Below are 21352 nucleotides of genomic sequence, written 5' to 3' on the forward strand. Positions count from 1 at the left end.
GAGCCAAACATCATGGCGAGAGCTTCAAAGCTCGGGTGTGACCTGACAACGCGCTCCTTCTTTCCTCAAGCGAGAACCAGATGAACGCTGCTGCGCCCTGCCCTGACCCGGTCCCCGGGTCGTTCGGCGCCTCCACCGGCGATCTCCCGGAGATCACCGACTTCACCTCGCAAGACCCCCGCTGGTACAAGCGCGCGGTCTTCTACGAGGTACTGGTCCGCGGCTTCAAGGATTCCAACGGCGACGGCACCGGCGACCTGCGCGGGCTGATCGAGAAGCTCGACTACCTCCAGTGGCTCGGGGTCGACTGCCTCTGGCTGCTGCCGCTCTACGAGTCCCCGCTCAAGGACGGCGGCTACGACATCTCCGACTACCTCAAGATCCTTCCGGAGTTCGGCGACCTCGGCGACTTCGTGAAGCTGATCGAGGCCGCGCACGAGCGCGGCCTGCGGGTCATCACCGACCTGGTCATGAACCACACCAGCGACCAGCACCCGTGGTTCCAGGCGTCCCGCACCGACCCGGACGGCCCGTACGGAGACTTCTACGTCTGGTCGGACGACCCGGAGAAGTACTCGGGCGTCCCCATCGTCTTCGTGGGCTCCGAGGAGTCGAACTGGACGTACGACCCGGTGCGCAAGCAGTACTACTGGCACCGGTTCTTCCACCACCAGCCCGACCTGAACTACGACAACCCGGCCGTCCAGGAAGCGATGATGGAGGTCATCCGCTTCTGGCTCGACCTGGGTGTGGACGGGTTCCGGCTGGACGCGGTGCCCTACCTGTTCGAGCGCGAGGGCACCTCCTGCGCCGGCCTGCCCGAGACGCACGACTACCTCAAGAAGATCCGCGCCGAGGTGGACCGGCTCTACCCCGACCGGGTGCTGCTCGCCGAGGCCAACGGCTGGCCTGAGGACGTGGTCGAGTACTTCGGCGACCCCACCGTGGGCGGCGACGAGTGCCACATGGCCTTCCACTTCCCGCTGATGCCGCGCATCTTCATGGCCGTGCGCCGGCAGAGCCGCGAGCCGATCTCCGAGATCATGTCGCGCACCCCCAAGCTTCCGGAAAGCGCCCAGTGGGGCATCTTCCTCCGCAACCACGACGAGCTGACGCTCGAGACCGTGACGGAGGAGGAGCGCGACTACATGCACGCGGAGTACGCCAAGGACCCGCGCATGCGCGCCTACCTCGGCATCCGGCGGCGCCTGGCCCCTCTGCTGGAGAACGACAGGGACCAGATCGAGCTGTTCACCGCGCTGCTGCTCAGCATGCCGGGCTCGCCGGTCATGTACTACGGCGACGAGATCGGCATGGGCGACAACATCTGGCTGGAGGACCGCGACTCGGTCCGCACGCCGATGCAGTGGACCCCCGACCGCAACGCCGGGTTTTCCGACGCCGACCCCGGCCGGCTCTACCTGCCCGTGGTCATGGACCCGGTGTACGGCTACCAGTCGGTCAACGTCGAGGCGCAAACCAAGAGCGAGTCGTCGTTGCTGCACTTCACCCGGCGGATGCTGCAGATCAGGCGGGAGCACCCGATCTTCGGCACCGGCAGCTACAACGAGCTGTGGTCGCCGAACCCGAGCGTGCTGGCCTTCCTTCGGGAGGAGGGCGACGACGTGGTCCTGTGCGTGAACAACCTGTCGCGCTTCGCCCAGCCGGTCGAGCTCGACCTGCGGCGTTTCGCCGGGGTCACCCCGGTCGAGTGCCGCGGCGGGGTCTCCTTCCCGACCGTCGGCGACCTGCCCTACCTGCTCACGCTGCCGGGCTACGGCTTCTACTGGCTGTCCCTGCGCAGGTCCCCGGACGCCTGAGGGGCCGCGCGCCTCAGCGGGCGGTGACGGGCACCTGCGCCCGCGCCGCCCGCCTGGCGGGGATCAGCGCCACTAGCAACGCCGCGCCGACCGCGATCAGGAGGGTCGCGGCGAGCATGCCGGGCGTCGGTGCGCGGCCGATGCCGGCGCCGACGCCGCTGCCGCGGCCCTCCAAGTCGATCAGCCAGCGCGACCAGGACGCCCCCGCCGCGGCCCCCAGCACGACCCCCACCGCGGCGGGCAGGCCGGTGGCGGTGACCAGCGTGGCCATCACCTGGCGAGGGGTCAGCCCCATCGCCTTGAGCACGGCCAGGTCGAAGACGTGGTCGCGCAGCCCGAGCGCGCTGGCCGTCAGCAGGCTGGCCAGCCCGATCAGGGCCAGCACGGCGACCAGCGCGACGATGATCACGCGGATGACCGCGAGCCGGTCGGCCGGGTTCACGGCCTGGGCCACCTCCAGCCCCTGCCCCTGCAGGCGGGCGCGCACCTGGGCCGGGTCGGCGCCGGGCCGCAGCACCAGAGCGTAGAACTGGGGCGGCAGCGCGTCCTTGGCCGCCAGGCTGTCCACCCCGAACGACAGCACCTCGCCGTCCTGCTCGGGCTCCACCACCCGGCCCACGATGCGCACGATCAGCGGGGTGCCCCCGATCGTCATGCGGACCCGGTCGCCGATCCGTACGCCGAGGAGGTCGAGCAGGCCCTGCCCGGCGACCGCCTCGCCCTGGTCGGCGAACATCCGGCCCTCGACGACCGGGAAGGGGTACGGGTCGGAGGACAGGCCGAGGGCCCTGGTCCGCACGGTCCTCGTCTGCCAGGGGACGAGCGCGTCGAGTTCGGCGCCCGGGTAGGCCGCGACCACGTCCTGATCGGCCATCGCGTGCTGGCGCGCCTCCTCGGCGGTCAGCTCGCCAGGCCGGACGGTCAGGGCCGCGGCCTGGCCCACGCTCTCCGGATGGCGGATGAAGTCGTCCAGGGTCGTCCAGCAGCCGAGCCCGATCGTGATCATCATCATCGGGATGGCGACGCCGCACACCGTGAGCGCGGCGGGCATCCTGCGGGTGAAGGCGTCCCTGGCGCCGAGGACGAGCGCGGGCGGCAGCCGTACGAGCAGGGCGACCCGGGCCAGTCGCGACAGGTGCCCGCGCGGCGGCGCCGCCGGGGCGGCCGGGATCGGCGGGGTGCGCCCGCCGCGCCAGGCCGGGACCAGCACGGCGACCAGCACCGCCAGCGACGTCCCCACGATGATCGCGGCGAGCGGGCCGGCCGACAGCGGCACGACGACCGTCTCCCCCATCGCGTACGCCGTGATCAGCCGGGCGACGACCGCGCCGATGGCGATGCCGAGCAACCCGAGCGTGCCGTGCTCGGCGAGGAGCATCCGGACCACCTGGCCCCGGGTGAACCCGAGCGACTTGAGCGTGGCGATATCGCGCAACTGCATCAGCACCCGGCCTCCGGCGGCGTTGGCGAGCGCCAGCGCGGCGGCGATCAGGCCCGCGCCGCCGAACAGCGCGAGCAGCAGGCCGAGCAGCCGGTTGTCCAGCTCCATCGAGGCCCGCACCTCGCGCCAGGTCGTCACCCGCTGCACCTGGTTGCGCAGCGTGAAGACGGCCCTCTGGACGACGAGGTCGGTGCCGGCGGGGTCGGCCAGACGCAGTCCGGTCACGGTCTCCGTGCGGCCGGGCGCGGGCTCGACCACGTTCAGCGTCTGCGCGAGCGTCCAGGCCAGGCCCGGGGTCCACTCCGGATAGAACCCCTGGTCACCGCTTTCCGCCAGCCCGGCGACGGTCAGCGCGTGGGTCGCGCCGTTCAGTCCGGTGACGGTGAACGAACTGCCCGGCCGCAGGCCGAGGGCGCGGGCGAACGACCGTTCGACGACCACGCCGTTCGGGGTGCGCACGTCGAGCCAGCGGCCCTCGCGCAGGAGCGGGCGGGCCACGGCGGGGAAGGCCGCAGGCGTCTCCTGCAGGGTGATCGGCACCCGCCGGCCTCGGGTGACCAGCGTGGCGGGCGCGCTGCGGTAGGGCCCGGCGACGTCGGTCACGCCGTTCAGGCGGCGCAGCGCGGACACGTCGGGGACGTCCTTGCTGTGGATCCAGATGTGCGCGCTGTTGCTGCGCTCGAACAGGCCGCGCCAGGGGTTGGTGCCGTCCTCCAGCAGCGTGGCCGCGATGATCAGGGCGGTGACGATCCCCGCCACCGCGAGGACCGTCAGCGCGGCCTGGCCCCGGCGTGCCCGCAGGTCCGCGCGGATCCACCGCAGCTCCGCGGTCCTCGTCGTGATCAAGCCGCCCCCTCGTGCCGGTCCCGTGCGTCGCCGGACGATCTCAACCGCGCAGCTCCACGACGTCTCCGGCCGCTCCCAAGGGGCGCCGGCGCGACTTCGGGATCGCGCCGTCGTCGACGATCTGGCCGTCGAGCAGGCTGACGACGCGGTCGGCCATGCTCGCCACCCGGGCATCGTGGGTGACCAGCACGATCGTCTGGCCCTGCCCGTGCACCTTGCCGAGCAGGCGCAGCACGTCGCGGGTGTTGCGGCTGTCGAGGTTGCCGGTCGGCTCGTCGGCGAGCAGCAGCCGGGGCTGGTTCGCGAGCGCGCGGGCCAGCGCGACCCGCTGCTGCTCGCCGCCACTGAGCTGCGCGGGCGACGCCTCCGCGCGGTCGGCCAGGCCGAGCTCGCTGAGAAGGTACTCGCGCCGTTCCCTGGCCTGCCGGGGGGAGACGCCGCCCAGCAGGGCGGGAAGCTCGACGTTGTCGGCCACGGTCATGTTGGCGACCAGGTTGAAGAACTGGAAGACGAAGCCGATCTTCTCTCGGCGGAGCACCGCCCACCCGCTCTCCGAGAGCGTGTCGGCCCGCCTGCCGTCCAGCCAGATCTCCCCGCTGGTGCGTGTGTCCAGCCCGCCGAGCATGTGGACGAGGGTGGACTTGCCCGACCCGGACGGGCCCATGACGGCGACGAACTCCCCCGCCTCGACGGTCAGGTCGACCCCGCGTACGGCGGGCACGGGCAGCCCGCCGGTCTGGTAGATCTTCACCAGGTTGACGGCCCGTACGACGGGAACGTCGGCGGTCATGGCAGGTCCTCCTGGCAGCGTTCGAGCCAGTCGAGGTCGGCCTGCAGGTGGAGCATGGCCCCCTCGATGAGCAGCAGCGCGACGCGGTTGGCCGGGTCGGTGCGCTCGGCCAGCTCGCGGAGGTCTCTCATGAGCGCAAGGTAGTGCCGTCGCTGCCGGTTCACCAAGGCCATGCGGTCGGACAGCCCGGTCATCGGAGCCAGCACGAGCTTCATGAAGAACTCGTCACGCACCCGGGGGCCCTCGGTGGGCTCCTCGACCCAGGTCTCCAGCGCCTCCCGGCCGGTGGCGGTGATGTAGTAGACCTTCTTGTTCGGCCGGTTGGCCTGCTCGACGTCGACCGACCGGACGTACCCGTCCTTCTCCAGCCGGCCCAGGGTCACGTAGATCTGGCCGATGTTGGGTGACGGGTAGGCGTCGCCGAAGATCGTTTCCAACGCCTGTTTCAGCTCGTATCCGTGGGCAGGTTCCTTCGCAAGGAGCGCCAGCAGCGACTGCCGCACGCGCCCACCCCCAAGCCGTATCGAGCAGTTATCGGAGCGTTACGGGCTGATCCGTTGACGCTCACATTATCGCTATGCATAACATGCATGCACCTACCTAACACGTATGTAACCCGCTTTTCATACGGAGGCCACATGGTTCGCCGAGCCGTCGCCGTTCTGGCCACCTTCCTGGTGGCCGGGTGCGCGGGGCTCGCCGACACCGGCACCGAGTCCGCTGTGGGCAGCGACGGCACCGGGCCGATCACACTGGCGATCGGCAGGGACACCACCGCGTACCTCCGCCCACTGCTCGACCGGTGGAACCAGGCGCACCCGGACGAGCCGGTGTCGCTGCTCGAACTGCCCGAGGCGGCCGACGAGCAGCGCGCCCAGATGGTGGCCAACCTGCAGGCGCACAACGCGGTCTACGACGTGCTCGCGCTCGACGTGATATGGACGGCGGAGTTCGCGGACGCCGGCTGGATCGTGCCGCTCGACCGCAGCCTGTTCCCCCTGGACAAGCTGCTCAAGGGCGTCGCGGACACCGCCATCTACCGCGACAGGCTGTGGGCCGCGCCGTACACCAGCAACGCCGGCCTGCTCTACTACCGGTCGGACATCCTGAAGAAGGAGCACCTGAAGCCGCCCAAGACCTGGGCGGAGCTACGCGAGCAGGCCTCCCGCCTGAGCGCCAAGTATCACATCGGAGGATATGCCGGGCAGTTCCTGCCGTACGAGGGACTGACCGTCAACTTCGCCGAGGCCGTCCAGTCGGCGGGCGGGTCGATCCTCGGCCCGGACGCCCGCACGGTCACGATGGACCTCGGCAGCGCGCGGGCCGCGCTCGACTTCCTGGTCGGCGGCGTCAAGGAGGGGTGGATCCCCCGCGAGGCGCTGACGTACAAGGAGGAGGAGTCCCGGCTCGCCTTCCAGGAGGGGCGGCTGCTGTTCGCCCGCAACTGGCCGCACGCGTACGGACCGGCCGCCCACTCGAAACTGGCCGGGAAGTTCTCGGTGGCCCGGCTGCCCGGCCTGAACGGGCCGGGGTCCAGCTCGCTGGGCGGCTACAACCTGGCCATCAGCGCCTTCTCCAAGCGGCAGAAGTCGGCACTCGACTTCATCCGCTACTTCACCGGCAGGGACAACGAGCGGCTCGTGCTCACCGAGGGCTCGTTCCCCCCGGTGTGGGCGGACCTGTACGACGACCCGGAGCTCATCGAGCGGTTCCCCTACCTGCCCGCGCTCAAGGAGGCGATCGTCTCGGCCCGGCCCAGGCCGGTCACCGCCGACTACAACCAGGTCAGCCTGCTGATCTCCAGCGCCGTTTCCGGCGCGCTCACTGTTGCCAAACCCGTAGACGAGACCGTCGCCGACCTGAAACAGGGACTCGGCGAGGTCATCCAGTTCGGAGGATAGATATGCGGAAACTCCCCCCCGTCATGGTCGCGTGCCTCGCTCTCGCCGCCGCCGCCGCGTGCGGCAGCGACTCCGGCAGCACGCCCGCGGCCTCGGGCAGCGCCTCGGCCGCCGGCGGCGCCGCCAAGCCCCTGGAGGGTGTGAAGGTCGAGGTCGCCGCGAAGTGGACCGGCGACGAGCAGGCCAACTTCGAGAAGGTGCTCAAGGCGTTCGAGGAGAAGACCGGCGCCAAGGTCACCTACGCCTCCACCGGTGAGGACACCGGCGCCTACCTCGGCCCCCGCATCCAGGGCGGCAACCCTCCGGACGTCGCGATCCTGCCCCAGCCGGGCCTCGTGCAGCAGTACGCCGACGAGAACGCGCTCAAGCCGCTGTCCGCCGAGGTGCAGGCGCAGATCGACCAGAACTACACCCCGTACTGGAAGGAGCTCGGCTCCGCCAAGGGCCAGGTGTACGGCGTGCTCGTCAAGGCGGCGCACAAGTCCCTCGTCTGGTACCGCCAGTCGGCCTACGACGACGCCGGCGCCCAGCCCGCGTCCACCTGGGACGACCTGATCAAGAACGCACAGACGCTGTCCGACTCCGGCGTCGCGCCGTTCGCGCTGTGCGCCGCCTCCGGCTGGACGCTGACCGACCTGTTCGAGAACGTCTACCTCTCCACGGCGGGCCCGGAGAACTACGACAAGCTCTCCAAGCACGAGATCCCGTGGACCGACGCCTCGGTCAAGACCGCCCTGGAGAAGCTGGCGCAGATCTTCGGCAAGAAGGAGTTCATGCTCGGCGGCTCGTCCGGCGCGCTGCAGACCGACTTCCCGACCTGCGTGACCCAGGTGTACGCCCAGAAGAAGGCCGCGATGGTCATCGAGGCCGACTTCGTCGCCGCGTCCCTGGGCCAGTCGGGCGCCAAGGTCGGCGAGGAAGCCAAGATCATGCCGTTCCCGAAGGCGGGCGACACCGCTCCGGTCATCCTCGGCGGCGACGTCGCGGTGGTGATGAAGGACAACAAGGGCGCGCAGGCGCTGGTGGAGTACCTGGCGTCCAAGGAGGGCGGCGAGGTCTGGGCCAAGCAGCCCGGCTACCTGTCCCCCAACCGCAACGTCTCGCCCGACAACTACCCCGACGACCTGACCAAGCAGCTCGCCCAGACGATCATCTCGGCCGGTGAGTCGGTGCGGTACGACATGTCCGACCTCGCGCCCAGCGCCTTCGGCGGCACCGACGGCAAGGGCGAGTGGAAGGACCTGCAGGACTTCCTCCGCGACCCCTCCGACGTGAAGGGCACGCAGGAGAAGCTCGAGGCGGACGCCGCCAAGGCCTTCAAGAAGTAAAGGAAGGACGGCCGTGACCGAACGGTTGGACGGCCCGCAGGCCGCCGGCGGCGGAGAATCCGCCGCCGGGGCCTCCTCCGGCCCGAGCGAACCTCCCGCAGATCCTTCCTCCGACTCCCCCCAGCCGGGAGCGGCCCCCTCCGGCTCCGACGCCGACACCCCGGCCGCCTCGGACTCCCTGACCGCTTCCGAGGAGCCGCCGGCGGGCCCGGCGGCGGCGGGGTACGCGACGGCGGCCCCGCCCGGCGCGGTCGCCACAGCCGGCGCGGCGAAGGCGCCCGTGCGTCTCGGCCCGCCGCCGAGACTGGCGGTGATGTTCCTGCTGCCGGCGCTGCTGCTGCTCGCCGCGTGGGTGATCTATCCGATCGTCTACTCGATCTGGCGCAGCCTGTACGACGCGGCCGGCGATCGCTTCGTGGGACTGGGCAACTACCTCTCGATCTTCACCGACTCCTCGACGCTCACCACGATCAGGAACAACATCATCTGGGTCGTGGTGGCCCCGATCATCGTCACCGCACTCGGCCTGATCTTCGCGGTGCTCACCGAGCGCATCCGCTGGTCCACGGCCTTCAAGCTGGTGCTGTTCATGCCGATGGCCGTCTCCCTGCTCGCCGCCGGGGTCATCTTCCGCCTCGTGTACGAGCAGGACCCGGACAAGGGCGTGGCCAACGCCATCATCACGACCGTCCACGACGCCTTCTCCTCCAGCGCGGGCTACCCCGGCGCACGGCCACGGGAGAACGACCAGGCGCCCGCGGTCGTGCAGGGCGGCGCGGTGGTGACGAAGCAGCAGGTGCAGGCGGGCACGCCGGTGCTGATCCCGCTCGTCGGCCTGAGCCAGGACGTGGTGAAGGACGCCGCGCCCGCGAAGGCCGCCCCCGCGGGCGACGGCCTGAGCGGCACGGTCTGGCTCGACGTCGTCCGCGGCGGCGGCGGCACGCTGAACCAGATCGACCCGCAGGAGAAGGGCCTGGGCGGCGTCACCGTCGAGGCGGTCTCCGGCGGCGCGGTGAAGGCGACGACCGAGACGGCCGCCGACGGCACGTTCCGCTTCTCCGGTCTTCCGGCCGGCTCCTACGTCGTACGACTGCCGCAGTCGAACTTCACGGCGCCCTTCAACGGGCTCACCTGGCTGGGGCCGTCGCTGATCACCCCCGCGATCATCGGCGCGTACATCTGGGTGTGGGCCGGGTTCGCGATGGTGCTGATCGCGGCCGGGTTGTCGGCGATCCCCCGGGACGCCCTGGAGGCGGCCAGGATCGACGGCGCGACCGAGTGGCAGGTGTTCCGCCGGATCACCGTGCCGCTGCTGTCGCCGGTGCTGCTCGTCGTCTTCGTCACCATGATCATCAACGTGCTCAAGGTCTTCGACCTGGTGTTCATCATCGCCCCCGGCTCGGTGCAGCCGCAGGCCAACGTGATCGCGCTGGAGATGTGGCGCGTGTCGTTCGGCGGCGGCGGCAACCAGGGCATGGGCAGCGCGTTGTCGATCTTCCTGCTCGTGCTGGTGGTGCCGTTCATGATCTTCAACATCCGCCGGTTCAGGAGGGACGAGGGATGACGACCCTGGCCGAACCCCGGCACGCGCAGCCGATCGAGCGCGGCCTGTTCACGCGGGCCGTCGACCGCCTCGGCGGCGGCCTGGTCCAGGTCTTCATGATCCTGGTCGCGCTCTTCTGGCTGATCCCGACTCTCGGGCTGCTCGTCGTCTCGCTGCGCGGCGAGACCGACAACAACTCCTCCGGCTGGTGGACGCTGTTCACCAAACCCGCGCAGCTCACGTTCGACAACTACTCGAACCTGCTCGCGTCGGGCTTCGGCTCGTCGTTCTGGAACACCGTCCTCATCACGGTGCCGGCGACGCTGCTGGTGATCGGCATCGCGGCCATGGCGGCGTACGCGTTCGCCTGGATCGAGTTCCCCGGCAGGGACATGGTGTTCCTCGTGGTCATCGCCCTGCTGGTCGTCCCGGTGCAGATCGCGCTGATCCCCATCGCCAAGCTGTACGGATTCCTCGGGATCTTCGGCTCGATTCTCGGGGTCGTGCTGTTCCACGTGGCGTTCGGCCTGCCGTTCGCCATCTTCCTGCTGCGCAACTTCTTCGTGGGCATTCCGCGTGAGCTGCTCGAGGCGGCGCGGATGGACGGCGCACCGGAGTGGCGGATCTTCGCCACCGTGGTGTTCCCGCTGGCCAAGCCCGCGATCGCGTCGCTCGGCATCTTCCAGTTCCTGTGGGTGTGGAACGACCTGCTCGTCGCGCTGGTGTTCGCCGACACCGAGAACCAGCCGATGACGAAGGCACTGCAATCCCAGATGCGGCAGTTCGGCACCAACGTGGACATCCTCGCGCCGGGCGCGTTCCTGTCGCTCATCATCCCGCTGGTGCTGTTCTTCGCCTTCCAGCGGTATTTCGTGCAGGGCATGCTCGCGGGCTCGGTCAAGTGAGCGGCCGGAGGCCCCGGATCGTCCGGGGCCTCCGGCATCACCGTGGTCGACGCGGGAAATGTCCCGTGTGTGGCGAGCCGTGCCGGAAGGGCGTCGGATGCCCGCTTCACGGGGGTAAGCGGGCATCCGATCTTTCCGCCGCCGGGCCGTACGGGGACCGAAAAGCCGATAGAGTGCGCGGACATGTCAGGACGTCCGTTGCACGAACTCGTGGAAGCCGGGTGGGCCGAGGCCCTCGCACCCGTGGCCGGGCGGATCGCCGCCATGGGCGACTTCCTCCGGCAGGAGATCGCGGAAGGCCGCCAGTACCTCCCGGCGGGGGACAACGTCCTCCGCGCGTTCCAGCAGCCGCTGAGCGAGGTCCGGGTGCTGATCGTCGGCCAGGATCCCTACCCCACCCCCGGACACCCGGTCGGGCTGAGCTTCTCCGTGGCCCCCGACGTACGGCCGCTTCCGGGCAGCCTGGTCAACATCTTCAAGGAGTACATGGCCGACCTCGGCCACCCCACGCCGCCCTCGAACGGCGACCTCACCCCGTGGACCGAGCAGGGCGTGCTCCTGCTCAACAGGGTGCTGACGGTGATGCCGGGCAAGCCCGCCTCCCACCGGGGCAAGGGCTGGGAAGAGGTGACCGAGCAGGCCATCAAGGCGCTGGTCGAGCGGGGCGGGCCGCTGGTGGCGATCCTGTGGGGCCGCGACGCCCGCAACCTGCGGCCCATGCTGGGGGACGTGCCGTGCATCGAGTCGGCCCACCCCAGCCCGCTGTCGGCGCGCAGCGGGTTCTTCGGCTCCCGTCCGTTCAGCCGGGCCAACGCCCTGCTGGAGCAGCAGGGCGGGGCGCCGGTCGAGTGGAAACTGCCGTGACGGCTTGCCGATAGGATCACCACCATGAGCGATGGAACGGACACCGGTCGCTACCTGCGGCTCACCGTCGACCTGGTGGTCGAGGTCCTCGATGTCGACGCGCTGCAGGCGGCGGCGCTCGCCGAGATCCGCGACCCCCAGGCCGAATTGGACGACGCCGAGCGGCAGGAGCAGATCGAGCTGGTCAACTCCGACGAGACGGGCGCGGCGGCCCTGCAGTGGCTGATCGAGCCCGACCACGTGCTCGGCCTGGTCGAGCACGTCGCCGAGGTCGAGCCGCGGGAGGCGATGCTCGGCGTGGAGCCGTCGGAGGGCGTCCTGGAGGACGAGGACGACCACGACCACGATCACGACCACGACGAGCCGGGCCACATCCACTGAGGCCGGTCCACGAAAGGGCGCCCGGCCGGCCGCCGGCCGGACCGGCGCGCTCTCGCCGAGCCCTTACGCGGGCCGGCCGCCCGTGCGCTGGTGAATCGTGCGCTGGTAGTGCGCCGCGATCTCGTCGCTGGTGGTGAGCCAGACGTCGGGCTGCGCGGCGAGGAAGGCCAGTGCCTGATCGAGATACCTGGCCCGGAACGCCTGGCCGATGACGAAGGGGTGCAGGGCCAGCGCCATGACCCTGCCGCTGTGTGCGGCGTCGGCGTGCAGCTGCTCGTACTGGTCCCTGACGATCTGGACGAACTCCGGCCCCGTGACACCCCTGTCGAACAGGAGCAGGTCGTTGAGCTCGACCGAGTAAGGGACGCTGATCATCCCGGGGACGTTCAACGGGTAGGGCTGGTCGTCGTTGGTCCAGTCCAGCACGTAGCCGAATCCCAGCTCGGCGAGCAGGGCCGGTGTGTTGAAGGTCTCGGTCAGGCCGGGGCCCATCCAGCCGCGCGGCCGCCGGCCGGTGGCCTCGGCGACGGTGCCGGTCATCTCCGTGAGGAGGCGGCGTTCCTCCTCCAGTGACATGCCGGCGTGCAGGATCGAGTTGGTCCGGCCGTGCAGGAGCCAGGCCCAGTCGCGGTCGAGGCCGGCCTTGATGATCTGTGGGTAGTGCTCGGCGGCGGCGGAGTTGAGCAGGACGCTGGCCCTGATGCCGTGCCGGTCCAGGATGTCGGCGACGCGCCAGATGCCGACCCTGGCCCCGTAATCGCGCCAGCCGTAGTTGAGGGCGTCGGGGACGAGGTCGGCCGTACCGGCCCAGATGCTGGTGGACGGGCGGTCGACCAGGAAGTGCTCGACGTTGAGGCCGATGTAGACGGCGACCCTGGCGCCGCCGGGCCAGCTGATCGCCGGGCGTTCGGTGATCGGGCTGTAGTCGAAGAGCGTGTTCTCCATGCCCCGACGGTAGAAGCTAACATCGATGTCAAGTTCAAGCCCGCAGGGGGTGACGTGATGCGCATCGGCGAGCTGGCGCGGCGCACCGGGGTGAGCGAGCGGTCGCTGCGCTACTACGAGCAGCAGGGGCTGCTGAAAGCCGACCGTACGCCCGGTGGCCAGCGGGAGTATCCCGAGCAGGCGGTCGATCGCGTCATCCGGATCCAGGAGCTGTTCGCGGCGGGCCTGCACAGCAAGAAGATCGCACAGCTGCTGCCCTGCATGCGCGACGCCGACGGCGGCCCCTCCGCGATCGCCACCCCTCGGCTGGTCGCCGACCTGGTCGCGGAGCGGGACCGCATCGACCGCATGATCACGGAGCTGGTCAACTCGCGTGGCGTCCTCGACGAGGTGATCAACGCGGCGTCACAGGACCGCGGGTAGGCGACCGCCGGCAGGCGACGTAGGCGAGCGCGGCTGGGGCCGCGGGTGGGTGCCCTAGGTGTATTGACCCGCGTTAACAACCCTGCGGGTCAATACACCTAGACCCTCAGGCCTCGCCGCAACCCGTCTCGTCATGACTCGGCTTCCGTGTGCTTCCTGCTGCGTTCCCCAATGACGCGGTGCGCGAACAACACTCCACAGAGGACGATGACGGCGAACGTTCCGTACAACCACTGTGCGGAATGACCGATCTGGGTCGCGTTTCCGCCGACTCCGGTCAGATTGGTGACCGTTCCGGCCAGAGCCGCGCCCAGCGACGTGGCCACCAGCTGGACGGTCGTGATGGACGAGGCGGCGGTGTTCTTCTCCTGCGGGGTCTCACCGACGGTCATGGCGGCCGCGCTCATGTGCGGCCAAGCGATGCCTACTCCGCTGCCCGCGACGAACAGCAGCACCGCCCAAAGGAGGACCGTCACGAGCGAGGCCGACGGCCACGACATCACCGCCATGCCGGTCAGTCCGACGGCGCTGACCACCGGTCCGATACCGACGAGCAGCCGCGCCTTGTCCGTCCACGCGGCGCTGGCCATCGAGCCCACCGTCCAGCCCGCCGCGATCGCCGCCCCGAGGAAACCCGCCGCCAGGGGGGCGGCGCCACCCAACTCCTGGCCGTAGAACGGCACGAAGATCTCGGTGGTGCTGGCGACGACCAACACCGTGAGCGTCGCGTACAACGGTCTCAGCGGCGAACTGGGCGTGAAGGCCGTCGGGGGCAGCAGCCGCCGCGACCGGGTCCGCTCGCGGTGAATGAACAGCCCGAGCAGCAGCGCGGCGGCGACGAGTCCGCCGAAGTTGACCAAAGCCTGGCGGGACAGGCTCGTCACGCTCACAGCCAGCACCGCGGCGGCGACGAGCGCGAGGTTCCCGTACGCCACCGGCGCTGTTTCGTTGCCCGCCCGGGCGCCCGGCATCGTCGACCGAAGCAGCAGGGCCACCGCGATGGCGAAGGGCACGAGGAGCAGGAAGGCGATCCGCCACTGCCCCCACTGGGCGAAGGCGCCGCCGAGCGCGGGGCCGACGAGCGTGCCGACGCCCCACATCGCGGACAGGATCCCGGCCGCACGAGTCCACAGCGGAGCAGGCAGCGTCGCGCTGATCATGGCGTAGGACAGGCCGACCAGCAGCCCGCCGCCGACGCCTTGCACGGTGCGGCCGACGAGCAGCACGGCCATGTCGGGAGCCGCCGCGCACGCGAACGTGCCGAGGGCGAAGGCGGCAAACGCGAGCCGGTAGGAGTTGCGCGGACCGAGCGAGGCGAGGCACTTCGGCACCAACGCGGACATCACCACGGAGGCGAACATGAACAACGTCGTGTTCCATGCGTAGAAGCGGAGACCGCCGACGTCTGCCACTACCGACGGCAGCATCGCGGTGACCAGGTAGATGTTGATCGCGTGCAGGGCGGTGCCGCCCGCGAGCACGGTCGTCACCGCGAGGTGCGGTGGTCTCAGCAGCGTCGTCCAGCTGCCGGGGTCGCAGGCGACAGGGGATTGCGCGTCTTCTCGGATTTCCGTCATCGGAAGCTTGCCCATCCTCAGGGATAGTTCCGTTACTTTACGAATCGTATCGTAAGTAGCCCATGGATCTCCAGGGGACTGAAACCACAAGTCACGCGCCCGTATGCTTTCCGGCATGGCATCGCGCGAGCGCCCTGCAACCGGTCGGCCCAGGGATCCGGCGATCGACCGGGCCGTCCTCGAGGCGACCCTCGAGGTGTTGAGGGAGAGCGGCTATTCGGGCTTCAGCCTGGAAGCGGTCGCCACCAGGGCCGGCACGACCAAACCGTCCATACTGCGACGCTGGCCGAAGCGGCAGCAGCTCATCATCCGCGCGCTGGTCACCGTGCTGGTCACGCCGCCGGTGCCGGACACCGGCTGCACCAGGTGTGATCTCATCGTCAGTCTCGAGTCGCTGGCCGACGCGTTGCTGCGGCGGGTGCCGCCGGGCGTGCTCGCCCCCCTGATGGCCGACTGCTCGGCCGATCCCGGGCTTCGGCAGCACCTGACGTCGACGCTCATCCAGCCTGCCCGCGACGCGGTGGCCGCGACGGTGGCGCGCGCGATCGACCGCGGGCATCTACGGCCCGGCCTCGATGCCGACCTCGTCGTCGACATGCTGGCGTCCGTGGTGTTCCAGGGCAATATGTTCGGCGAGTCCCGGTTCCCCGTCGAGCTCGCCGCCCACGTCGTCGACGTACTCCTGCAAGGCGTCGCGGTCGACTTCGACGAACTTCTCGCGATCAGTCGCGCTACGCCGAAGTCGCACCGGCACTGTGACGACACCTGACGAACCCCGCTGCCCGCGACCTCTGGAGTGCGGAGCTCACCGGACGACTCCGTTCCCGCCCAAGCCGTCCTCGGTCGTGAGCTCGACGTCGTAGTCCAGAGCCTGCGAGAACTCGGCCGCCTTCGATGCCGTCAGCCGTCATGCCCGCTTTCCCTTCGAGATTCCTTCTCGGGAGCGGTGAGATACGCGCGCAACGCCTCGGCCACCAGGGCTGAGAGCGACAGCTCGTTCTCGATGGCGTGGTGCTTGACCTGCCGGATGAGGTCCACCGGCAGGTAGACGTTGAACTGCTTGACTTCCGGGTTGCCCATACTAGCAGACTAGCATGCTAGCATCATGCCCTCAGTCGGCCGAGCATCGGGTGTGCTCCTTCTCGTCGGGTTAGCTTGCTAGGATGCTAGCATCGCCGACGCCCACGGGGAGCGACGGCAACCATCCGGAAAGGAGTCGTGACATGGCGACCGAGGGGTTCGAGGCGGTTTTCCTGCAGACCCACAACTGGGGGAAGACCGCGAAGTTCTTCCAGGCACTGGGTTTCGAGCTGGAGATCTCCAACGGCGAGGGCTCCGGTGTGTTCCGCAACGGCGAGGGGCCTTATCTCGTCGTCGTTGAGGTTCCCGAGGACCGAGAGCCCGGGCTGCAAGTCGCGCTGAAGGTGGCCGATGCGGACCGGTTCCGTCCCGACCCGGTCGTCGAGGTGGTCACCCCGTTCGAGGACACCCACTACGGGACCCGGGAGATGACCGTCCGTGATCCCGACGGGCGGCTGTGGAGCCTTCAGGCCCCCACCAAGAGCTGACATCCGCCTGTCGTCCAGCCGGCGATTCGAGAATCACGCGGAGAGATACGAATGAGCAGATGGCGGGGCAACCCTTGGGTGGTGCTGCTGACCCTCAGTCTGGGATTCTTCATGACGCTGCTGGACATCACGGTCGTCAATGTCGCGATCCCCAGCATGATCGACAAGCTGCACGCGTCGCTCGACGAGATGCTGTGGGTGATCAATGTCTACATCCTCGTCCTCGCCGCGTTGCTGATCACCTCCGGGCGACTGGGCGATGTACGCGGGCCACGCACCATGTTCATCGGGGGCGTCGCGCTGTTCACGGTGGCGTCCGTGCTCTGCGGCCTGTCGCAGGATCCGGCCCAGCTCATCACCGCGCGCGTTGTGCAGGGGCTGGGCGCCGCGGCGCTGGCGCCGCAGACGATGACGATCATCATCGGCACGTTCCCGGCCGAGCGCCGGGGCGCGGCGCTCGGCGTCTGGGGCGCGGTCGCGGGCGTGGCCACGATCGCCGGGCCCACACTCGGCGGGTTTCTCGTCAGTGCGACCGACTGGCGCTGGATCTTTTTCCTGAACGTCCCGATCGGCGCGGTCGTGCTCGCGATGGCCGTCGTGCTCGTGCCTGACGTCCGGCACGGCGGCCGCCGCAAGCTGGACATGCCGGGCGTCGTGCTCGCCACGGCGACGCTGTTCTGCCTGACCTTCGCGCTCACCGAGGGCGAGCGGTATGACTGGAGCGCCGGGATCTGGGCGTTGCTGGGCGGGGCCGCGCTGTTGCTGGCGGTGTTCTTGGCCTACCAGCGCAGCCGGCAGGGCGACGAACCGTTGCTGCCCTTCGTGCTCTTCCGTGACCGCAGCTACGCGGTCATGAGTTTCGTGTCCGCGACCGTCCAGGTCGGAATGATCGGCCTGTTCCTGCCGGTGATGATCTACCTGCAGTCGGTGCTGCACTTCAGCGCGTTCAAGGCCGGTCTGGTGATGGCGCCGGCGATGGTGGTATCGGCGCTCCTGTCGCCGGTCGCGGGCCGGATGTCGGACCGGATCGGCGGCACGTTGATCCTGATGACCGGCCTGATCCTGTTCGCGGCCGGCATGGCCTGGCTCACCTGGGTCACCGATGTCGGCCGCGCGTGGTGGGAGTTCCAGCCCGCCCTGATCGTGGCCGGGTTCGGCATCGGCTGTGTGTTCGGCCCGATGGTCACGGTCGCGATGCACAACGTGGAGCCCAGGCTGGCCGGGGCCGCCTCCGGGGTGCTGAACACGATCCGGCAGATCGGTACGATCTGCGGCAGCGCCGCGGTCGGCGCGGTGCTGCAGAGCCGCCTCGCCGCCTCACTCCACACCGAGGCGGCCAAGCAGGCAGCCGACCTTCCGGCGAGCGTCCGCGACCAGTTCGTGGCCGGCTTCGCCGAGGCCGGGAAGGGCGGCCTGGAAGTCGGCGCCGGGCAGACCGGCGCGGCGCTGAAGCTGCCGCCGGGAACGCCGGCGAGCCTCGCCCAGCACATTCACCAGACGGCGGAGTCGGTGTTCGAGCACGGGTTCGTCCAGGCGATGCGGCCGGCCTTGGCACTGCCCATCGCCGTGATCGCGGTCGGCGCCGTCTCGTGCGTGCTGGTGCGACGACGCCGACCAGCCGGCCACCAGCCCGGCGTTCCGGACGCCGTCGACATCGGCTCATCTGCGTGAACAGAGATCCGGTGGGCAGGCCGCGAGCCCCGCGGCCTGCCCTTTTGCTGTCGCGGCGGGGTGATCGCCGAGCCCTTCGGATCTTCAGGCGATGAGGCTTCGGATCCACAAGATGACACCTCGTAAGTAGAGGCCGGCGAGGTAACTCTCGGGGGTCTTGTCGAAGCGGAAGGCCAGACCGCGCCACTCCTTGATCCGATTGATGCAGCGCCCGGCTGTGTCGCGCTCCTTGTACAGCTGTGAATCATGACTGACCGGGCGGCCACCGCGTGACCCGCGTTTCTTGCGGTTGGCCGCCTGGTCCACCTTTTCCGGGATCACCGCTCGAATGCGGCGTCGGCGCAGGTAGGAGCGGTTGGCACGGGAGGAGTAGGCCTTATCGGCGGCCACCGCGCCGGGACGGGTACGCGGGCGGCCGACGCGACCGCGGACCTTGATACCGGCCAGGACGGCCTTGAACTGCGGGCTGTCTGCGGCCTGACCCGGCGTCACGACGAACGACAGCGGGCGGCAGCGCCGGTCGGCAGACAGATGAACCTTGCTGGTCAGCCCGCCCCGCGTGCGGCCCAGCCCGGCCGCTTTCAGACGCCCACGACGCCGCAGCCGCAGACGCCGGCGTACGGCTTGAGCCCCGTCCCCGCCCCCGTCTTCATTGGGCTCGCCTGCGCCGACACCACCTGCAGTGCCCGCCGGTGAACCCCCTTTTCCTCCTCGACGACCTTCTCCAACTCCTGAAGCAGTTCGGGGTCTACGACCATCCCGGCGGCCTGATGGTGGGCGCGGGCGGTGGCGGAGTCCACGCTGACCGCAGGTCCCGCCACGGACTGTCCGTACGGAACCGCCACATCACCCCGTTCAACTGCCGCCGCAGATCCGGGATCGGGCCCCGCTCGCCCCACGGCAGATGGGGCTCGATCAAGGACCACTCGTCATCAGTGAGGTCACCACGTGCCACGACGAGCTGATCTACCAGCCTCGACGGCTCCAGCGGAGCTGAACGCGCAACAACATGATTTCAACTCCGTACAGGCCCTAACCGCTCACACCGGCCGGAGAGGCTGGTGGGGCCCGGCCGGCGGCTCGACCCGTATCGGGTCGCCGGGCCGGATCTCGCCGCCCGCGACGACGATGCCCATGACCCCGGCCTTGCGCACCAGGTTGCCCTCCTCGTCCCGGTCCAGCACGGCCTTCATCAGCCCGTGCTGGAAACCGTCGAGTTGCACGCAGGGGTTGCGCAGGCCGGTCACCTCGACGACGGCCGTCTCGCCGAGGTGCAGCCGGGTCCCGGTGGGCAACGCGAGCAGATCCACGCCCCTGGTGGTGACGTTCTCTCCCATGTCCCCCGCCCGTACGGCGAAGCCCGCCTCGCGCAGTTCGTCGTGCAACTCCGCGTGGACCAGGTGCACCTGGCGCAGGTTCGGCTGACTGGGATCGCGGGCGACCCGCGACCGGTGCTTCACGGTCACCCCGGCGTGGGCGTCCCCCTCGACGCCCAGGCCGGCCAGCAGCCGGATCGACTCCAGCGGAGTCTTGCTGAAGGTGTGGGTGGCACTGCGGCTCACCGCCGTCACTCTGCTCGTCATGTCTTCTCCTCCTGGGCCGGTGACTCCATTCCGCGCACGAGGGCGAGGAGGCGGTCAAGCAGATATTCGTCACACGGGGCCTGCTCGCTGACCCACGCGATCGCGTTGACCAGAGTGAGGAGGTCGGCGATCTCGATGTCGCCGGGCACCGCGCCGTCCCGTTGCGCGCGTTCGAGCAGGGCGGCGCCGGTGGCCCGGATCCGCTCGTGGCATGCCGCGAGCGCCGCGTCCGCGTCCGGCGCGGGCGGTACGGCCATCCGGGCGGCCACCAGGCCCCGCATCGCGGTCGCGTGCTCGGCCACGGCCCGCAGCCAGGTGCGCAGCGCCTCCGCCGGCGACACGTGATCGAGCAGGTCGCGTCCCTTCTCGCACAGCACCGCCACGTCGTCCCCGATGATCGCCACGAGCAGGGCTCCGAGGGTGGGGAAATGGCGATACAACGTGCCCGGTCCCACCCCCGCACTCTGCGCGATCTTGTTGAGCGACGCCTGGGCTCCATGCTCGGCGAAGGCGGCCCTGGCGGCGCGGAGCACACGTTCGCGGTTGTCCCGCGCGTCGGCCCGCATCCGCCTGGCCCCGGGAGCATCGGCCGGCGAGCCCGGGGCGCTCGTCGGCCGCACGGCCGATGAGCCCGGGTCGCCCGCCGGCGCAGCGGCCAGTGACCTCACGTCGCTCGTCGTCTGGTCCGCCTGCCGTCGGCGGGCCCTGGCACTCTCGGTCGTCACTTCCACCCCACATTGCCATCCGGAGAGGCTCTCCGTATTCTAGCCACCGCCCAGACCGGAGAGGTTCTCCGGATGAAACCGTGAAGGTGAGGTATTCGATGAGGATCGGTGTTCTCGTCGGCGAGGTGCGGGGAGCCGTGACGGCCGAAGAGTTCGCCGGCCAGGTGCGTGCGGCGGCGGACGCCGGTTTCGCCACCGCCTGGTCGGCTCAGGCGCTCGGATGGGACGCGCTGACCGCGCTGGCCGTGGCGGGTGCCCAGGTGCCGGGCATCGCACTGGGCTCTTCGGTGGTTCCCGTGCCCGCGCGTCATCCGCTGGTGCTGGCGAGCCAGGCCCTGAGCGTCCAGGGGGCGACCGGGAACCGGCTCACGCTCGGCATCGGTGTGGGGATCGCGATGATGACGCGGACGATGTTCGGCCTTCCCGCCGAGCGGCCCGTCGCCCGGATGCGCGAATACCTGTCGGTGCTCCGTCCCCTGCTCAGGGGCGAGCAGGTGAGCCATCGGGGCGAGACGTTCACAGCGGAGGGCGCGGTGAACATTCCCGGCGCCGCGCCACCGCCCGTACTGCTGGCCGCACTCGGCCCCGCCATGCTGCGCCTGGCGGGCGAGCAGGCGGACGGCGTGGTGACCTGGATGACCGGCCTCCGCACCCTGGCCGGTCACATCGTCCCGACGGTCACGCGGGCGGCCCACGCCGCCGGGCGCCCCTCCCCCCGCGTCGTCGCCGGGCTGATCGTCTGCGTGACGAACGACGAAGAGGGCGTCCGGCGGCGGATCGCCGGGGAGTTCGGGCTGGCGGGCCAGGTGCCCGAATATCGGGCCATGCTCGACCGGGAGGGCGTGGACGGCCCGGAAGACGTCGTGATCGTCGGTGACGAACAGGCGGTCGTCCACCGGATCGGGCGGCTCGCCGATGCGGGTGTCACCGAGTTCGCGGCGTCGCCGTACGGTGACGCGCGTGAGCAGGAACGCACCCTCGCTGTGCTCGCCGGCCTCGCCCGATCAGCCCGAAACCCGAGGTGAGAGCCGGGTGGGACCG

At 70.0% G+C, this 21352-nt stretch carries 20 protein-coding genes and 1 pseudogene; 12 read left to right on the forward strand and 9 right to left on the reverse strand.

Translation table 11 applies throughout. The annotated features are described in order from the left end of the window. Positions 1 to 80: 80 nt before the first annotated feature. Positions 81 to 1820 carry a maltose alpha-D-glucosyltransferase gene (gene treS, locus IL992_RS30305; protein WP_193206755.1) on the forward strand — a complete coding sequence of 580 codons (1740 nt, stop codon included), beginning with the start codon at positions 81 to 83 and terminating at the stop codon, positions 1818 to 1820. Positions 1821 to 1833: 13 nt separating this feature from the next. Here the strand turns inward: treS and IL992_RS30310 are convergent, their stop codons facing one another. Genes IL992_RS30310 through IL992_RS30320 form a run of 3 tightly spaced genes read right to left on the reverse strand, consistent with a single transcriptional unit; the run spans position 1834 to position 5400 of the window. Next, positions 1834 to 4107, reverse strand: a complete 2274-nt coding sequence (locus IL992_RS30310; protein WP_226874036.1) for an FtsX-like permease family protein — start codon at positions 4105 to 4107, stop codon at positions 1834 to 1836. 40 nt (positions 4108 to 4147) lie between these two features. Continuing rightward, positions 4148 to 4897 (reverse strand): ABC transporter ATP-binding protein, encoded by a 750-nt coding sequence (locus IL992_RS30315; protein ID WP_193206756.1) that lies wholly within the window; start codon positions 4895 to 4897, stop codon positions 4148 to 4150. Next, positions 4894 to 5400 carry a PadR family transcriptional regulator gene (locus IL992_RS30320; protein WP_079317111.1) on the reverse strand — a complete coding sequence of 169 codons (507 nt, stop codon included), beginning with the start codon at positions 5398 to 5400 and terminating at the stop codon, positions 4894 to 4896. The genes IL992_RS30315 and IL992_RS30320 overlap by 4 nt, the downstream gene beginning before the upstream one ends. Before the next feature lie 135 nt (positions 5401 to 5535). On the opposite strand from IL992_RS30320, the gene IL992_RS30325 reads away from it, so the two are divergent. The 6 genes from IL992_RS30325 (at position 5536) to IL992_RS30350 (ending at position 11819) form a co-directional block, all read left to right on the forward strand. Continuing rightward, positions 5536 to 6798 (forward strand): ABC transporter substrate-binding protein, encoded by a 1263-nt coding sequence (locus IL992_RS30325; protein WP_193206757.1) that lies wholly within the window; start codon positions 5536 to 5538, stop codon positions 6796 to 6798. A 2-nt stretch (positions 6799 to 6800) separates the two neighbouring features. Beyond that, entirely contained in the window at positions 6801 to 8126 is a 1326-nt protein-coding gene (locus IL992_RS30330) for an ABC transporter substrate-binding protein (RefSeq protein WP_079317107.1), read from the forward strand. Positions 8127 to 8139: 13 nt separating this feature from the next. Next, entirely contained in the window at positions 8140 to 9690 is a 1551-nt protein-coding gene (locus IL992_RS30335) for an ABC transporter permease (RefSeq protein ID WP_404804797.1), read from the forward strand. After that, the gene (locus IL992_RS30340; protein ID WP_193206758.1) at positions 9687 to 10574 is read left to right on the forward strand and encodes a carbohydrate ABC transporter permease; all 888 of its coding nucleotides are present in this window, start codon (positions 9687 to 9689) and stop codon (positions 10572 to 10574) included. Before IL992_RS30335 ends, IL992_RS30340 begins: the two co-directional genes overlap by 4 nt. A 183-nt stretch (positions 10575 to 10757) precedes the next feature. Further along, positions 10758 to 11438 (forward strand): uracil-DNA glycosylase, encoded by a 681-nt coding sequence (locus tag IL992_RS30345; RefSeq protein ID WP_030510529.1) that lies wholly within the window; start codon positions 10758 to 10760, stop codon positions 11436 to 11438. Positions 11439 to 11462: 24 nt separating this feature from the next. After that, entirely contained in the window at positions 11463 to 11819 is a 357-nt protein-coding gene (locus IL992_RS30350; protein WP_193206759.1) for a hypothetical protein, read from the forward strand. A gap of 63 nt (positions 11820 to 11882) precedes the next feature. Here the strand turns inward: IL992_RS30350 and IL992_RS30355 are convergent, their stop codons facing one another. Next, complete coding sequence (locus IL992_RS30355) at positions 11883 to 12764, reverse strand: polysaccharide deacetylase family protein (RefSeq protein WP_193206760.1); 882 nt, start codon at positions 12762 to 12764, stop codon at positions 11883 to 11885. Positions 12765 to 12821: 57 nt separating this feature from the next. Here IL992_RS30355 and IL992_RS30360 point away from each other — a divergent pair, with 57 nt between their 5' ends. Further along, positions 12822 to 13187 carry a MerR family transcriptional regulator gene (locus IL992_RS30360; protein WP_193206761.1) on the forward strand — a complete coding sequence of 122 codons (366 nt, stop codon included), beginning with the start codon at positions 12822 to 12824 and terminating at the stop codon, positions 13185 to 13187. A 131-nt stretch (positions 13188 to 13318) separates the two neighbouring features. Here IL992_RS30360 and IL992_RS30365 read toward each other — a convergent pair whose 3' ends face one another. Next, positions 13319 to 14764 carry an MFS transporter gene (locus tag IL992_RS30365; RefSeq protein ID WP_193206762.1) on the reverse strand — a complete coding sequence of 482 codons (1446 nt, stop codon included), beginning with the start codon at positions 14762 to 14764 and terminating at the stop codon, positions 13319 to 13321. A 115-nt stretch (positions 14765 to 14879) separates the two neighbouring features. Here IL992_RS30365 and IL992_RS30370 point away from each other — a divergent pair, with 115 nt between their 5' ends. Further along, positions 14880 to 15533, forward strand: a complete 654-nt coding sequence (locus IL992_RS30370; RefSeq protein WP_193206763.1) for a TetR/AcrR family transcriptional regulator — start codon at positions 14880 to 14882, stop codon at positions 15531 to 15533. A 131-nt stretch (positions 15534 to 15664) separates the two neighbouring features. Here IL992_RS30370 and IL992_RS30375 read toward each other — a convergent pair whose 3' ends face one another. Beyond that, the gene (locus IL992_RS30375) at positions 15665 to 15844 is read right to left on the reverse strand and encodes a ribbon-helix-helix domain-containing protein (RefSeq protein ID WP_193206764.1); all 180 of its coding nucleotides are present in this window, start codon (positions 15842 to 15844) and stop codon (positions 15665 to 15667) included. A gap of 143 nt (positions 15845 to 15987) precedes the next feature. On the opposite strand from IL992_RS30375, the gene IL992_RS30380 reads away from it, so the two are divergent. Further along, positions 15988 to 16332, forward strand: a complete 345-nt coding sequence (locus IL992_RS30380) for a VOC family protein (RefSeq protein WP_193206765.1) — start codon at positions 15988 to 15990, stop codon at positions 16330 to 16332. A gap of 51 nt (positions 16333 to 16383) precedes the next feature. After that, positions 16384 to 18003, forward strand: a complete 1620-nt coding sequence (locus IL992_RS30385; RefSeq protein ID WP_193206766.1) for an MDR family MFS transporter — start codon at positions 16384 to 16386, stop codon at positions 18001 to 18003. 84 nt (positions 18004 to 18087) lie between these two features. Here IL992_RS30385 and IL992_RS30390 read toward each other — a convergent pair. From IL992_RS30390 to IL992_RS30400, 3 genes and pseudogenes are all read right to left on the reverse strand, one after another. Continuing rightward, positions 18088 to 18958 (reverse strand): annotated as a pseudogene (locus IL992_RS30390) (IS5 family transposase). An 85-nt stretch (positions 18959 to 19043) separates the two neighbouring features. Beyond that, the gene (locus IL992_RS30395) at positions 19044 to 19586 is read right to left on the reverse strand and encodes an MOSC domain-containing protein (RefSeq protein ID WP_193206767.1); all 543 of its coding nucleotides are present in this window, start codon (positions 19584 to 19586) and stop codon (positions 19044 to 19046) included. Beyond that, complete coding sequence (locus IL992_RS30400) at positions 19583 to 20311, reverse strand: TetR/AcrR family transcriptional regulator (RefSeq protein WP_319018930.1); 729 nt, start codon at positions 20309 to 20311, stop codon at positions 19583 to 19585. The genes IL992_RS30395 and IL992_RS30400 overlap by 4 nt, the downstream gene beginning before the upstream one ends. 98 nt (positions 20312 to 20409) lie before the next feature. On the opposite strand from IL992_RS30400, the gene IL992_RS30405 reads away from it, so the two are divergent. After that, the gene (locus IL992_RS30405) at positions 20410 to 21336 is read left to right on the forward strand and encodes a TIGR03564 family F420-dependent LLM class oxidoreductase (protein WP_193206768.1); all 927 of its coding nucleotides are present in this window, start codon (positions 20410 to 20412) and stop codon (positions 21334 to 21336) included. Positions 21337 to 21352: the final 16 nt, after the last annotated feature.

The sequence above is a fragment of the Microbispora sitophila genome (assembly GCF_014892245.1).
Classification (GTDB): Bacteria; Actinomycetota; Actinomycetes; order Streptosporangiales; family Streptosporangiaceae; genus Microbispora; species Microbispora siamensis.